11 protein-coding genes are annotated in these 15,332 nt (G+C 47.2%); 4 read left to right on the top strand and 7 right to left on the bottom strand.

Annotated elements, in window-relative coordinates; all coding sequences use genetic code 11:
- Positions 1–176 precede the first annotated feature (176 nt).
- Complete coding sequence (bglX, locus tag A3849_RS30290; RefSeq protein WP_074114778.1) at positions 177–2,396, top strand: beta-glucosidase BglX; 2,220 nt, start codon at positions 177–179, stop codon at positions 2,394–2,396.
- Between the two features lie 128 nt (positions 2,397–2,524).
- Positions 2,525–3,511: an AraC family transcriptional regulator gene (locus A3849_RS30285; protein WP_074114777.1), complete on the top strand. Its 987-nt coding sequence runs from the start codon at positions 2,525–2,527 to the stop codon at positions 3,509–3,511.
- A 55-nt stretch (positions 3,512–3,566) separates the two neighbouring features.
- On the opposite strand, the gene A3849_RS30280 is transcribed toward A3849_RS30285, so the two are convergent.
- The 7 genes from A3849_RS30280 to A3849_RS30250 form a co-directional block, all read right to left on the bottom strand.
- Positions 3,567–4,073: a PTS sugar transporter subunit IIA gene (locus A3849_RS30280; protein ID WP_074114776.1), complete on the bottom strand. Its 507-nt coding sequence runs from the start codon at positions 4,071–4,073 to the stop codon at positions 3,567–3,569.
- A gap of 24 nt (positions 4,074–4,097) precedes the next feature.
- Positions 4,098–4,523: a VOC family protein gene (locus A3849_RS30275; protein ID WP_074114775.1), complete on the bottom strand. Its 426-nt coding sequence runs from the start codon at positions 4,521–4,523 to the stop codon at positions 4,098–4,100.
- A gap of 37 nt (positions 4,524–4,560) precedes the next feature.
- Positions 4,561–5,700: a Gfo/Idh/MocA family protein gene (locus A3849_RS30270; protein ID WP_074114774.1), complete on the bottom strand. Its 1,140-nt coding sequence runs from the start codon at positions 5,698–5,700 to the stop codon at positions 4,561–4,563.
- Positions 5,701–5,784: 84 nt separating this feature from the next.
- Positions 5,785–6,267 (bottom strand): heme-binding protein, encoded by a 483-nt coding sequence (locus A3849_RS30265; protein ID WP_074114773.1) that lies wholly within the window; start codon positions 6,265–6,267, stop codon positions 5,785–5,787.
- Between the two features lie 24 nt (positions 6,268–6,291).
- Complete coding sequence (locus A3849_RS30260) at positions 6,292–7,701, bottom strand: PTS transporter subunit EIIC (RefSeq protein WP_074114772.1); 1,410 nt, start codon at positions 7,699–7,701, stop codon at positions 6,292–6,294.
- A 765-nt stretch (positions 7,702–8,466) separates the two neighbouring features.
- Positions 8,467–9,012 carry a nitroreductase family protein gene (locus tag A3849_RS30255; RefSeq protein WP_074114771.1) on the bottom strand — a complete coding sequence of 182 codons (546 nt, stop codon included), beginning with the start codon at positions 9,010–9,012 and terminating at the stop codon, positions 8,467–8,469.
- A 279-nt stretch (positions 9,013–9,291) separates the two neighbouring features.
- Positions 9,292–11,949 carry an adenosylcobalamin-dependent ribonucleoside-diphosphate reductase gene (locus A3849_RS30250; protein WP_074114770.1) on the bottom strand — a complete coding sequence of 886 codons (2,658 nt, stop codon included), beginning with the start codon at positions 11,947–11,949 and terminating at the stop codon, positions 9,292–9,294.
- Between the two features lie 485 nt (positions 11,950–12,434).
- On the opposite strand from A3849_RS30250, the gene A3849_RS30245 reads away from it, so the two are divergent.
- Positions 12,435–14,180 carry a DEAD/DEAH box helicase gene (locus tag A3849_RS30245; protein ID WP_074114769.1) on the top strand — a complete coding sequence of 582 codons (1,746 nt, stop codon included), beginning with the start codon at positions 12,435–12,437 and terminating at the stop codon, positions 14,178–14,180.
- Positions 14,177–15,256 (top strand): YqhG family protein, encoded by a 1,080-nt coding sequence (locus A3849_RS30240; RefSeq protein WP_074114768.1) that lies wholly within the window; start codon positions 14,177–14,179, stop codon positions 15,254–15,256. The genes A3849_RS30245 and A3849_RS30240 overlap by 4 nt, the downstream gene beginning before the upstream one ends.
- The last annotated feature ends 76 nt before the right edge of the window (positions 15,257–15,332 follow it).

The following is a 15,332-nucleotide window of genomic DNA, read 5'->3' as shown; positions in this document are numbered from 1 at the left end:
TCAACTAGAATAACGTAAATTGCCGAAAAATAAAACTGTGAAACGGTCAATCAATTGATACGATTTGGTTATTATGATAACGCAAACATTGAAGTTAAAATCTAACTATGTCCAATTAAACTTCGATTTATGCCATAAACATTCTATAAAAAAACTAAAGATACGAGGTAAGTAGTATGGAAGAAAAACAAATATTACACTTACTAGAGACACTTTCTATTGAGGAAAAGATCGGGCAGCTCGTTCAGCTTTCCGGTGAATTTTTCAACACTGGTGCAATGGCAGTCGGGCCTATGCAGAAGCTTGGAATCGACGGGAACATGGTGCAGTATACAGGTTCGGTCTTAAATGTGCTAGGCGCAGAAAAGGTCATACAAATTCAAAGCAACTATCTTGAAAAGAGCAGACATAAAATCCCATTGTTATTTATGGCAGATATAGTATATGGATACAAAACGGTATTTCCTATTCCGTTGGCGATGGGAAGCAGTTGGAACCCGGAGATGGTGAAGAACTGTAATACGATGACTGCGGAGGAGTCGTGTGCGGCAGGAGCACATGTTACCTTTGCACCAATGGTGGATGTGGTTCGCGATCCGAGATGGGGACGTTGTATGGAATCTACAGGTGAAGATACTTACTTGAACAGCGTCTTTGCTAAAGCAATGGTAGAAGGCTTCCAAGGTGATTTTACACCGGGCGCAAGCCTTGCTTCTTGTGTGAAGCACTATGCAGCGTATGGCGCTCCTGAAGGCGGGCGTGATTACAATACAGTCGACATGTCAGAACGAAGACTGCGTGAAGACTATTTACCCCCTTACAAAGCCGCAATTGATGCAGGTTGTGAGCTCGTTATGACAGCCTTTAATACGGTAGATGGAATTCCTGCTACGGGAAATCAGTGGTTAATGGATGATGTGCTGCGCAAGGAATGGGGCTTTAGTGGTGTACTGATTACGGATTATGCAGCCATTTCAGAGCTGATTGCCCATGGTGTAGCAGAGGACGACAAGGAAGCAGCAAGGCTTTCTATGGAAGCAAGTGTCGATATCGACATGAAAACCGCGTGCTACTCCAATCAGCTTAAGCCTTTACTTGAAGAAGGCCGATTAAGCATGAAGAAGCTCGACGATGCCGTGCTTCGGGTATTGAAGCTGAAGAATAAACTGGGCTTGTTTGAAGATCCATACCGGGGTGCAAGTATTACAAGGGAACAAGAGTTAAGCCATACTCCTGAGCGAAAGGCGCTTGCCCGCAATGCAGCCATCCATTCTTTAGTTTTACTGCAAAATAATAAGTCAGCTTTACCGTTATCAAAAAACAAGAAAATTGCACTCATTGGACCGTATGCGGACAGTCAGGATTTGAGTGGACTTTGGGCCGTATATGGCGATAAAAGTCAGGTGGTTACGTTAAAAGCTGCATTTGAGGAGGTTCTTCCTCCTGAGCGGTTCCAAATGACGCAAGGCTGCAACCTGCTGGACAGCCATGAAGGTTTAGGGGATTTTGGATTCTTTAAGCTGGATGAATCTACATTGACAACACAGAAAGCCAAGAACCAGGAGCTTCAGCAAGCGATTGAGCTTGCTAAATGGGCGGACACTGTTATTTTCGCCATGGGTGAGCATACACTGCAAAGCGGAGAAGCAGGAAGCCGAAGCGATCTGAGTCTGCCTTCCAATCAGACTGACTTCATGGATGAAGTGCTTCCTTATGTGAAGTCATCCGTACTCTTACTATTTAATGGCCGCCCTTTAGTTCTTACAGACATCAAGGATAAGGTCGATGCCATCCTGGAATGCTGGTATCCCGGCACAGAAGGTGGACATGCAATTGCAGACTTGTTATTGGGTGATGCCAATCCATCGGGCAGATTAACGATGAGTTTTCCCTATGCTGTAGGACAGATTCCCGTATATTATAACAGTTTCAACACTGGGCGGCCGTCAAGGACCTCTACCCATAGCATGCGGTTCACTTCACGGTATTTAGATATTCCGAATGAGCCCTTATATCCTTTTGGATATGGCCTATCCTATCATAAAACGGAATACGCTAATCTGCTGCTGAGCAGCTCTGTTCTGCAGTCAGGACAGCATCTGGAGGCAGAGGTCGAGGTTCATAACGGGAGTGAACGAAGCGGTTATGAGGTTATCCAGCTCTACATTCGTGACCTCGTCGGCAGTGTAGTTAGACCTGTGAAGGAATTGCGCGGGTTTCAAAAAATACATTTGCAAGCAGGTGAACAAAGAAAGGTATATTTTAAAATCACGGAGGACATGCTAAAGTTCTATACCAAGGACATGAGATATGAAGCAGAAGAAGGCCGTTTTGAGGTATACATCGGAAGTAACTCCGAAGATGTGTTGACAGCCGCTTTTACATTCATGAAGTAACATTTGAACGGTACGGCTGGACAACAGTCGTACTTTTTTATTGGATCCGCTCCATAACTGTGACATTTCTCTCGCTGGTCCATGTTATAATGAAGAACGTTAAATCTGCTGAAAGGAGACTAGCAGACATGAACCCGAAGCAGTTGGACAAGAAGTTGCGTGTCATTACAAAGCATGAAGAATTATATCGTCAAGGAATTCCTTCTCCAAATCCGCCTGAGTTCATTTATATGTTTAAGGAGAGAAAACGGGTCGGCAAATTACTATTCAAACAATTTTCGGATCTTTTCACAAGCTCTCCTAACATTTTAGTCAAAAAGCATTCGCGCTTTCAATCCTACCCGCTGCATATTCATGACTGGATCGAAATTAATTATATGTACGATGGCTCCTGCACCCAAATCATCAATAATAATACCTACTCCCTGCAAAAGGGACAGGTTCTGCTTGTTGATTCAGACACCGTGCATACTATTGAGCCGCTTGGCGAATCTGATATTCTCATTAATATTATTATCACCAAGGAGTATTTTAACAGCAGCTTTTTTAACAGGCTTGCATCAGACAGTCCGCTTTCAAGCTTCTTTATCAACTCCATTACCGAAGGTAACGACCATGATAGCTTTATTCTTATCCGATCAGAAAATAGCAGGAGACTGCCGCTATTTATGAATGAGTTTTTCTGTGAATGGTTTGACCCTTCTGCACATTCTGCGGACATGCTGGACTCCATGTTTTCCTTAATTATGATGGAGCTTATCCATGTTTATGAGAGTGACACGACCAAGGATAGCAAACAGTTCAAGAAAAGTCCTATTATTCCCATTCTTCGATATATCGAAGACCATTACCAAACCTGCACGTTGAACTCTACTGCTGTTCACTTTAATATTAACGCTAATTACCTGTCCTCACAGTTGAAAAAATATACAGGGATGTCCTTCATTACCTTGCTGCATCAGCAAAAAATACGCTTTGCCAAAACATTGCTCATAAACAGTAAGATGACTGTCATTGAGGTCGCCAATTATGTGGGCTATGAAAATGTTAGCTTCTTCTACAAGAAGTTCAACTCCATCTGTGGCTGCTCACCTAAAGAGTACCGGAGCAGTTAGTTAAACCGGAAAACGGACCGCACAAGGAACATTCCTTATGCGGTCCGTTTTTATTCTAGGAATTCAGCTTTATAACAAACACTTCATTCTTCAAGCCTGCCAGTTGATCGTTCTCTGCAACAATGGCTACTTGTTTTACTAAATCTTGCCCAACAGGTACTACGACAGGTGTCACGATGGGATAACCCTCTTGTTCGATAAGCTGAATATCAAACTGAATTAAGAGCTGGCCTTGTTTAATTTTGTCACCAGTGGCTACATGAAGGATAAATCCCTTCCCTTTTAAGGAAACGGTGTTCATACCGACATGAATCAACACTTGGGCACCACTCTTATGTTCCAATACGATGGCATGTTTACTCTTTTCCATTATATAGGCTACAGTTCCGTCAAATGGTGCGAATACTTTACCTTCTTCGGGTAGAATTGCTATGCCTTCTCCCATAGACCTACTGGAGAAAGCTTCGTCATCTACTTGCTCCAATGGAATAACCTTCCCCTTAACCGGCGCAGCAACAACGACTTCATCGAATGTTTCTTTCTTCTTACGTCCAAAAAGCATGCAAATTCTCCCTTATTGTAAGCTTTATTTCCCAACCAGCTGGAACGACTTCTCGGTATATTGCATAATCTCAATTTCATTACCGTCAGGATCAACAATCCATAACTGCCAGGTATGATCAGGTCCCAGTACCAGATCGGTTTTCATATGAATACCTTTTTCTTTAAATTGTGCGGCTGCCTCATGAATATCGTCAACGACCAATGCAATATGATACAGAGAGTAATATTCCTTAAGATTAGGATGCTCTTTTCTTTCTTCGTAGCTATAGAACAATTCAACAAACTGTTGATCCCCAAACTCAAGATATTCGATCCAGGGCAACTTATCCGATTCATCCCTGTAGAGCGTAAATTTACGTTTAAAGCCTAAACCGTCACAATAAAATGCTAACGATTTATCCATATCTTTCACTTTCATACCCGCATGCGCAAGACTTAAAACTTTCATATATAATCCATCCGTTCATCATTTAATTAAGTAATGATTACAAGATTAGAGCGCCCTCTTGACTCTTTCCAAAATAATTATCAATGTAGCCTTCCGGCAATGCAGGCAGAACCTCAAACTCTGTTTCCATCGTCTGTACGACGCCTGTTTCTGCAGATTTCACGACACCATTCAAGATTTCAACAGCATGACTGGCCATCTCAATACTTGCGCGGTGTGGTCTGCCTTTTCTCATTGCCCATGCCATTTCTGCAACGCCAAGCCCTCTTGAATTTTCACCGTACCCGAAGCTATTCGGTACTTCAATCGATTCTGACATTCCTTTTTTCTGTAACAGGACTTTACCGCCGAAACGATCTGGATCAGCCAATTGCAGAATGCCTTCTGTACCATAAATCGTTAACATCGGTACCTGCGGCCAAATGCTATTCGCATTGAAATTCATCGTTCCATAAACGCCATTTTTATACTTCATGCTTGCTACCATAACATTCTCATTTTCAACCGAAAAGGTTTGGCCAAAGTAAGGTGATGCCGGATTTCCAACCGTATATTGAGGATCTGTATGGTCTGCGAATCCGCTTATCTTTTCAATAGGACCGAGAATGCTAAGCAGTGCTGTAATATAGTAGATTCCTACATCAAAGCCAATTCCGCCGCCTACTTTCGTCTGGAATGTCCCTGGTGCATACAGGAATCCCATATCACGATTTACGGCTGCATGAGTAGAAACCACTTTCCCGATTCCGCCGCGGTCAACTACCTTACGGGCAGTTTGAATAGCAGCTCCGAGAAAGGTGTCCGGCGCACATCCAAGTCTCAAATTTTGTTTTTGGGCAAGCTGTTGTAATTCAAGAGCCTCATTCAAATAAGGTGTCACAATCTTCTCAGTGTAAACATTTTTCCCTGCTTCTAAAGACTGCTTGATAACTGTATAGTGAGCTGCCGCAGGCGTCAGGTTCACAACTAATTCAATTTCGGGATCCTTCAACAGCTCATCCACAGAAACTCCCTTGATACCAAATTCTTGTGCTCTTGCTTGAGCCCTTGCCGCATCAATTTCACCACAAGCAACTACATCCAGAATCTCGAACTTATTGATCATATTCTCCAAATAGATTCCGCTTATCTTTCCGCAGCCAATAACAGCTGTCTTTACTTGTTGGAATGATGTCAAAGCTCTACCTCCTTTGTTAATATATGAAAGAACAGCTGTAAAATACAGATGTTCTTTCATATAGATTTGTACTTAACTTTCGTACTATTTAGATTGAAAGAACTTATCCAATGCTTGTATTAAAACGTTGTGATCATCATCATCCCTAAGTCCGGATGCACATATAGAACCTACCAGCAGTCCATTCTTTAATTTCAAAGGAAACCCGCCACCGCTTAGCGCAAATTTCCCCGGATCCAGAGCAGCAAAGGTATGAGATTGTGTTAGTCCCTTGCCCAGCATTTTGAGCATCATATGCTTACTGCTTAATCCGAAGGCCATTACCGTATTTCTCTTGCCGGCAATCCAGGTTTCCTCATGGATTCCTCTTCCTTCAGGATAAAACCGGAATACAACAAAATTACCCAAAGCCGCTTCAATAGCTACTGGCCTGTCTAATTGAAGGCTTATTCCCTTCAAATACTCACCCAGCTGACAAATATCCTGTTGTGTGATCTCTTCAAACTTATATTTGTCTTCTTGTTCTTTACACATTTGCAATAAAGCATTCCGGGAATCATCTAACATGCATGTCCCTCCTTTGAATCATGACTATTCTTTTACCATCGAATCCTTAAATCCAAACAGATAAGTTAATACCAGGCCTAGGCCGAAAGCAATTACGGCATTTAATAGTACAGGTACTCCTCCGATAGCATAAAGGGCTGGTAATGTCAGAATATTAATGCTCATAATGGAAGGCCACATCACCTTTCCAAATGCCATGGCGATGCCGCTTATGCCAGTAGCCAGACAAGAGATAACGAATGGTCTCTTGTATTTCAGCGCAATACCATATATCGCCGGTTCTGTAACGCCACCTATCAGTGCTGTAACAAACGCCGGACCAGCCAGTTGTTTAATGGAAGGTATTTTCGTTTTGATCCATACTGCTAGTACTGCCCCTGCCATCGAGAAGGTTGCCCCGGTAACAAGTGGTAAAAGCACGTCACCACCGTAGATCGAAATGTTGTTCATGACGATTGGCAGAAGCCCCCAATGCAACCCAAACATAATCATTACTTGCCATAAGCATCCGAAAACAAAAGCTGTAAGGGCTGGAGATATATCGATTAATCCCACTAAACCTTTAGCAATTACGTTACTGATCTCGCTCGTAATAGGTCCAATTACAATCAAAGAAAGAGGTACAACAATGACTAAAGTAAAGAATGGATTAAGGAAAAATTGGACAGACTTGGGTACAAATTTCTTTAATAGCGCTTCTAATTTACTCTGTCCGTAAACAGCTACTAAGATTGGGAGAACAGACGATGAATAGTTAATCATTACAACTGGAATCCCGAAAAATTCTACATCTCCACCTTGAAGGGCCATGATGGACGGGTAAAGCATTGTTCCTGCAATGATACCGGCTACATATTTATTGGCTTTAAATTTCTCCGCTGCCGAGGTGGCAAGGTAGAACGGCAGGAAGTAGAAGAACGCATCCCCAATAGCATACAAAATGGTGTATGTCGTACTTTCCGTCGACAACCATCCGAAGGTAGTAGCCATAATTACAAATGCTTTCAGCAGTGCAGCGCCGGCCAGCGCACCCATTATTGGCATGAATATACTTGAAACTACATCAATGTAGAGATTTACGGCTCTAGTAAATACATTTTTCTTTTTCTCCTCAGGAGGGGGTGATGCTGCTACCCGGTCCGCACTTTCACTTTCCCCCTGCTCTTCATCGTCTTTGAAGACTCTGCCTGTCACTTGTTCGAATGATTTCATCACTTCCCCAACATGAGGGCCAATGACAACCTGATGCTGATTGCTGGCAATCAGTACTTTGATAACGCCATCAGTTTGCTCTAAACCAGATTTATCAAATTTAGTGCTATCGTGTAATTTGAAACGTAGCCGGGTCATACAATGCACCAAGCTTTCAACGTTGTTGGCACCCCCAACTTTTTCTTCAATTTGTTTCGCTAATTGTGTGTAATCTTTCCCCATAACTCCCCCGCCTTCCTTTACTCAAACCGGATGTATAACCTCGCCTAACTTAGTGCAATTTATAAATTGAAGCCCTTTCATAATGTTTACAAGCTTAGATTATCACCATTGAACGTTCAAAATAAGATCAAAAACACAGTTTTTTATTGACCAAATCGTTGTTTTATTGTGTACAGAAATACACTATTATATGATAATTTACAAAAAAATAGGATCAGCATGAAGATCCCTCCACTGATCCGTTTGTCTAGTGCCCCCTCAGACGACCTAATCTTATTTAGTTTTCTAGTAGCTGCATAACGCTTGATCCTGTGCCTCCAGCAAAAATAGGGCTGGATCGTTGAGGCCAGCCTTGCGCTATCGAAGGTTACTGCCTTTCAGTACTAGTTATTATGAAGACATTTTTTTCGAAAAAGATTCTCTTTCTTCTGTCTACCATTTAGTCGAATTGCATAATTTGACTAGTAAAATAAACGACTTCGTTGCGGTTGCATAGAACTGAGTAGCTATCTTTAGCGGCCCTTCAGCAAAAAGTCTACCCATATTTATGCTGATTGCAGGAAAAGCAGACACATGGATTTGTTCATTTAGTGAACCCATAGCAGCAATATTTAAGAGGTGATACATGTTCTGCGCACATTAACCCACCCAAAGATCGGGAATGAAGTATTCGGTTTACGGCATGTCAACACTTATTTCCACAGCCCCGCTCTCAATCGAAAAAGCAGCCTCACAATCGAGGCTGCTGAAAGGTAATAATCTGAATTACAAATGGTTCCAGAACGTAATATCACTAATCGGAAGACGGGCAGAAGGATGACCTTCTACTGCTGCTTTACCAATCGGCATAATAATAGTTGGTGCAAGGTTCGCCGGAATATTCAGGAACTCTTTGAGCTTCTCGCGATCGTAGCCGGTCATTGGCACTGTTCCATAGCCTTTTGCTTTTGCAATAAGCATAATTTGCATAGCTACAAGACCTGCATCAAATACGGCAACCTCATGCTGTCTTTCTTTCCATGTCGAACTGTACAGCTCGACGGTAGCATCAGTAAATTGCTTTGCGAGTTCAGCACTCATGTAGCCTGCGTCTACAGCCAGCTGGTTTATTTGTTCTGATTTCTTGTACATTTCCATATCACCCAGAATTACGATTACTGCAGAAGAGTCCACAACCTGAGCCAGCTCCAATATTTCTTGCAGCTCTTCTTGCGGAATTTTGAAGCTTGGATCATACTGGCGTACGGAATAACGTTCATTCAGCACCTTGAAAAAGTCGGTGTTTACTGCTGCTTGTGCTTGGATTGTCATTATGGTTATATCTGTGTAAAAATACACTCAGTTAAGGGCTTATATTTTAAAGTGACTTTATTTTTGTCTCCTCACAAAAAAACAGCATGCAGCTAATATAGCAGCATGCTGTTTAAATACAAAACAGGTTTTCACAAATAAATATCATTTAATTGCAAAAGTCATTTAAACGTGTATTTTTATTCACCATGAAAGAACATATATTCAACATCCATGAGCCACTTATCGCAGCTTTTGTGATCCCTCACACATTTCCATTATGCTGTCCTTCAGTTATCCTTACCCGCACCGGCTATATCCGCAATTGCTGCAGGTCTTACATCCTTCGATGTTAATCAGCGAGGCGCTGCCGCAGGATGGGCAGAGGTCACGGGAGGCGGTGGCGTGGCTATGTGCACCGTGGCCGCCGTGACCGTCATCCGTGGAGGCCGCCGCTGGCAAGCTTGAGTTCAATTCTGCATTCAAAGCTTCATTGAAATCAAGCTCCAGAGTAGCCGCGATTGGAGCAGGCACATCGTCTTCATGGGCGTTGTTCTGCACATGGGTTTCCAGAGCTTTGGCTACTGCGTCGGCGATGGACTCGACACGGTTCGCGCCGAAGCCGATGGCGCCGGAGCCGCCGATGCCTTTGAGATGCTTAATCAGCAGCTCAACCTTCTCACCATGGTCGCCGTAGCGGAGGAACAGCGAGCAGACACGGCCCAGCGCTTCAGCCATGGCGAAGACGTCGGAGCCGGCCTTGCCGACATTCAGGAAGATTTCGGCCGGAATGCCATCCAGGTCGTTAATGGTGATATACGCCATACCGAATGGCGTGTTGATCTTATAGGTAGCGCCGCGCAGGACCTGCGGGCGTTTTTTGTATTGTTTGTCTCCGCTGCCTGCGGTGCTGGCTTGCGGTGCTGGAGCTGCCGCTACAACTGCGCTGGCTGTTACAGCCGGTGCAGCAGGTTCAGCGGCTGGAGCTGCGGCTTCCGCTGCCGGAGTTTCCTTCTTGTCTTCCTTCTTCGACGTTTCCAGAATCTGTACGTCACGGCTGCCATCACGGTAAATCGTTACGCCTTTGCAACCTAAATCGAAGGCCATTTCGTACAATTCTGCCGTTTCCTCAACGGTGAAGTCGGACGGGCAGTTCGCCGTCTTGGAGATCGAACTGTCCACCCAGCGCTGGATCGCCGCCTGTGCGCGGATATGATCCTTCGCTGACAGATCCATCGAGGTTACGAAGTAGTCAGGAAGCTCTTCACCCGGATGGGCTTCCAGCCATTCCTGGGCAATCGGCACGAACTGCTCGTCGTAGCCGAGACGGCTCTGACGGAAATATTTGAAGGCGAAATACGGCTCAATGCCGGTCGATGTACCTACCATGGTACCCGTGCTGCCAGTAGGTGCCTGGGTGATCACGGTAACATTGCGCATGCCGTGCTTGCGGATGGATTCACCGACTTCAGGATAGGTTTCGGTGATGTTTTTCATGAATCCGCTGAGCAGATATTTCTCAGTGTCAAAGGCCTGGAACGAACCCTTCTCGCCGGCAATTCCGGACGAGGCCAGGTAAGCTTCGCGTGCCATGAAACCGTAGAGCTTGTCCAGGAACTCCAGGGATTCCGGGCTGCCATAACGGATGTTCAGCTTGATCATCAGCTCGGCCAGACCCATGGTGCCCAGACCTACACGGCGTTCCAGCTTCTGGTTCGCTTCATTTTCCGGGAAGTGATAAGGAGTCTTGTCGATAACATTGTCCAGAAAACGGACAGAATAACGGGTGGTTGTCGCCAGATCGGCCCAATCTACATCATGATTCTCCGCGTCATAGAACTTGGAGAGGTTAATGGCGGAAAGATTGCATACGCCCCAGCCCGGCAGACCCTGCTCGCCGCATGGATTGGTGCAGATGATCGGGTTGAAATACCAGCTGTTGGACATCTGGTTGTAGTACTCCATGAATACAACACCCGGCTCCGCCGATTTCCATGCCGATTCAATAATGGTGTGCCATACCTCACGCGCCTTGACTGTGCGGTAAGGAATCACGGCCCGGCCGTCGGCCTTCCATTTATCCAGATCGCCGTCCCAGATGGTATCGTAATCCGGATCTGTCGTATCCGGGAATACCAGCTCCCAGTCCAGATCTTCCTTCACTGCTTTCATAAAAGCATTGCTCACGCATACCGACAGGTTGGCGTTCGTCACCTGACCCATCGTCTGCTTCACGGTAATGAAATCAACCACATCAGGGTGCCAGTCATTGATCATCAGCATCAGCGCACCGCGGCGGCTTCCGCCTTGTTCAATTAGTCCAGTGGTGTAGCTGAACAATCCGCCCCAGGATACGGAGCCGCTGGATGAGCCATTGACGCCTCTTACGATAGCGCGGCGCGGGCGAAGCGAGGACAGGTTGATGCCTACACCGCCGCCGCGTGCCATGATCTCAGTCATTTCGGACAGCGTCTGCATAATGCCCCCACGGCTGTCTTTTGGCGAAGGGACGACATAACAGTTGAACAGGGTCAGTTCTTCACTTGCCCCGGCACCTGCTGCAATGCGTCCGCCCGGAACAAGCTTCCAGTCATCCAGAATAGACCGGAATTTGCCTGTCCATTCTTCCTGAAGCTCAGGGGTTTTCTCTACTGAAGCCATAGCGGATGCGAGCCGGTCCCACATTTCTTCCGGGGTCTTCTCTATGTTAAGTGTAAGCTTCTCCACATCTGATTGTACGAGCTCTCCACTGCGCGTTTTTACGGTTACCGTACGGCCGTTCCGTTCAACAATTTCTCCGACTTCCTTGGTAGGGAACTTCGGATCGTCTTTTGTCAGCACAAGCACAACATCGCCTACCTTGGCATTGTTGTTGTCTGCATCCTTCCAGGCATAACGGTCCAAAAATATTTTTTCGCTCAGACCTTCAAGACGCTGTTTGCGTTCCACTGTACTCAATAGAAAAACCTCCCGGATATTGTGATATGTAAAACTCTCCAAATGGAAACGGCTTCGCTGTCCTTTTAAAGGGACGGAATCCGTTTCAGCGAGAAATATAAGGATCGGCAAGCCTTACGGAGCGGTATAATCCTCATATTCCAACCGGAACTCGGCGGATTGTGACTGCACCCGGCTTGGACGCAGAAAGATCCTCTTGTCAATAAAAAATAACCGAAAATCGCCCGGTGTAATCAAAATTTCAAGCATTTGTAACAATATATTGTGTCAGTCAGCTTTTCAACTATACCACATATTGTGTGGAAGGTCTTTTTCGAAAATAGGAGCCTCTCAGCGAAATTTCGGCAAAAGATGGCACATTTACTCCCTCTTGCTCGCTATTTTACAACATCGGACCGAAAATAGCAGGTTATGAAACCTTTCTTTTAAGAGCATACTACTGCTACACATTCCGATATGAACCAAGCGCCGGAGGAGGCTGCAACATGACGCAATTATTCCGTAATCCATTACCGGAAGAGAACCCGACCAACGAAAGTGTGCTGCCTGTACCTCTGTCATTCGAGCGAAAATGGCTGGATGAATTAGAGTCAAGTCTGGAGAAGGGCGGACCTTGGGGCAATTGGAGACTATCCCGGCTCGCCATTGAAGGAGAGAAATCCGGGCTTGTAACCAGCTTTGATGAGCTGCAGTGTATGAAGCATCTGTCCGGGCTCTCCCCGCTCCCCCACCAGCTCGATACCGCTCACAAGGTACTATTCCAAATGTCCGGGCGCGCCATCCTCGCCGATGAGGTAGGGCTTGGCAAGACGATTGAAGCCGGGCTCGTGCTCAAGGAATATCTGGTACGGGGGCTTGTGACTAGGGTCCTCATTCTCGTTCCTGCATCACTAGTGCTTCAATGGGTACGCGAGCTGAACACCAAATTCGGCATCTCTGCAGTAGCCCAGAAGAAAGCCTACTCCTGGGATAACTCTATTGTAGTCGCCTCTATGGATACCGCCAAGCGGGATCCGCATAAGGAAATATTGCTGAATCATGAATACGACATGCTGATTATTGACGAAGCCCATAAACTCAAGAACAAGAAATCAACTAATTATCTCTTCGTCCAGCAGCTGCGCAAAAAATATTGTCTCCTGCTCACCGCCACGCCGGTTCAGAATGATCTGGGTGAGTTGTTCAATCTGATCACGCTGCTGAAGCCGGGACAGCTCGGCAATCAGGGGGACTTCGCCACTAATTTCGTGGTCGACAAGCGCCAGCCGAAGAATGAGGTTCAGCTGCGGGGCGAGTTATCCAAGGTCATGATCCGCAACCGCCGCGGCGAAGGTCCGGTCAACTTCACGAAGCGCAAAGTGCGCAATATTCCGCTCACGCTCTCACCGGAGGAGAAAGTATTATATGACGGGGTTACTGCCTTTGTCAAAGACCAGTATCAGGAAGCGGGCGGCAGTCTCAGCAGCATGCTCTCCCTGGTTACGCTTCAGCGCGAGGTGTGCAGCAGCCGGGATGCCGTATTTATCACCCTGGTCAACCTGATCAAAAAGCTCCCGGCCGACTCGCCAAAACGCGAGCGGATGATGGAGCTGCTCCAGACCCTGCGGACCGTCAAGACGAACACCAAAGCCGAGAAAACCATGGAGCTGATCCGGGGGATGAACGAAAAGGTGATTGTTTTTACCGAATATCGGGCTACTCAGGAGTATCTGCTCCAGTACTTCCGCGATCACGGTCTCCAGTGCGTAACCTATTCCGGCGGTATGAACCGGGGGAAAAAAGACTGGATGATGGATCTCTTCCGCGGCCGCGCCCAGGTGATGATTGCCACCGAAGCCGGCGGCGAAGGCATCAACCTGCAATTCTGCCACCATATGATCAATTTCGATCTGCCCTGGAATCCGATGCGGGTGGAGCAGCGGATTGGCCGTGTACATCGGCTGGGACAGGAGAATGATGTGGTGATCTACAATCTTTCGACGGAAGGCACCATTGAGGAGCATATCCTCCATCTGCTGCATGAAAAGATCAATATGTTTGAGATGGTCATCGGCGGACTGGATGTTATTCTGGAACGTTTTGAGAAGAAGGAATCTTTGGAGAAAAGCCTGTACAAGATCATGCTCGAAGCACGCAGCGACGAGGAGCTGCGCAGCGGACTGGACCATATCGGCGAATCGCTGAGCGAGCTGACACACGGGGTACGGGACGAAAGCGAGGCTGGGGCATGACACTCACGCCACAAGAAGTACGCAAGCAAGTCATGGATTATCTGGAGGCCACAGAGTGCTCGGTTATCGAAGTGTCGCCACTGCATGTGACGGTGAAGCTCTCGCCGCGCGCGGACCGGATGCTCACAGACCGGCCTTACTATTGGGGGTTCGTCGAGCGGACGGGCGCCCCGCCGGAAACGCTGTCGTTCACCTTCGTCTTCGAACCGGAGAAATACGATCATTTGGCGGCAGCCGCTCAGGCGGCCCCGCCCTCCAGACAGCCGAGCGGAGCGGGGGACCGCACAGCCGCGGCTGGACTGCCGGCCGGAGCTGGCGCGGCCGGGATGGAAGCCGGGGCGGACGCCGGCAGCTATACTACAGGCGGGCCCCTAGCCGGAGCGGCACCGCCGGGGGTCTCTGCTGATTCGCAGGACAGCATCCTTGCCCGCTTCTTCGGGTTCGTTCCGCCGCTCCCCCGGATCGGTCCCGGCATGATCAGACGCGAGGACGTCACCTACGGCAGCAAGCGGCTGGGGCAGATCTGGTCAGCCGCCCGGGAGGAAGGCAAATGTCTGCAGCTCTTCGAGGATCCGGGAAGCAGACAGCGGATGACCTTGTTCTCGGCAGCCTATGAGCCTTGGCTCGCTGTCTGTTACAAAGTGGAAATGAGCTGTGACCTGAAGCGGGAGGAGCTGCATTTCATCGGCGTCTCGCTCACCTCCGGGCTGATTGTCCCGGACTTCGAAGCAAAGCTGGGGTCACGTGAATTGACGCCGCGCTTGCCCGAAAACATTCACATAGAGCCCTATGGACTGAGCCTTACTGCCGGAGCCGACAAGCTGGAGGGCTATCTTACTTCTAAGCTGGCTCTGCTGGACTACACCTGGGCCGAGGAAGCGCGTGAACGGCTGCGGCTGGAGCTGAGCATTGTAGACATCTATTATGAGGAGCTGCTTAAGGAGCAGGATGAGGAGAAACGGCTGGTGATTCTGGAGCAGTACAACCGCCGCCGCAAGGAGACAGCCTGGCAGTATGAGCCGCAGATTGCAGTTTCTGCCGTCACCTACGGCTTGTTCCATCTGCGGAGCACATAAGATGCGACCCGGCTCGCTAAAAGCAGGCAAAAAAACAGCGGAATTCCCGCACCGCCGCGGACAGCAAGCAACAGCC

This window comes from Paenibacillus sp. P46E (genome assembly GCF_001909095.1).
In the GTDB taxonomy this organism is placed as follows: domain Bacteria; phylum Bacillota; class Bacilli; order Paenibacillales; family Paenibacillaceae; genus Paenibacillus_AQ; species Paenibacillus_AQ helianthi.
The sequence above is the reverse complement of the archived record's forward strand: the minus strand, read 5'-3'. Positions and strand labels throughout refer to the sequence as shown.

Bases quoted from the DNA above. Each gene is read 5' to 3' on its own strand.
- bglX (WP_074114778.1), top strand. From the start codon at position 177: ATGGAAGAAAAACAAATATTACACTTACTAGAGACACTTTCTATTGAG.
- A3849_RS30285 (WP_074114777.1), top strand. From the start codon at position 2,525: ATGAACCCGAAGCAGTTGGACAAGAAGTTGCGTGTCATTACAAAGCAT.
- A3849_RS30280 (WP_074114776.1), bottom strand. From the start codon at position 4,073: ATGCTTTTTGGACGTAAGAAGAAAGAAACATTCGATGAAGTCGTTGTT.
- A3849_RS30275 (WP_074114775.1), bottom strand. From the start codon at position 4,523: ATGAAAGTTTTAAGTCTTGCGCATGCGGGTATGAAAGTGAAAGATATG.
- A3849_RS30265 (WP_074114773.1), bottom strand. From the start codon at position 6,267: ATGTTAGATGATTCCCGGAATGCTTTATTGCAAATGTGTAAAGAACAA.
- A3849_RS30260 (WP_074114772.1), bottom strand. From the start codon at position 7,701: ATGGGGAAAGATTACACACAATTAGCGAAACAAATTGAAGAAAAAGTT.
- A3849_RS30255 (WP_074114771.1), bottom strand. From the start codon at position 9,012: ATGACAATCCAAGCACAAGCAGCAGTAAACACCGACTTTTTCAAGGTG.
- A3849_RS30245 (WP_074114769.1), top strand. From the start codon at position 12,435: ATGACGCAATTATTCCGTAATCCATTACCGGAAGAGAACCCGACCAAC.
- A3849_RS30240 (WP_074114768.1), top strand. From the start codon at position 14,177: ATGACACTCACGCCACAAGAAGTACGCAAGCAAGTCATGGATTATCTG.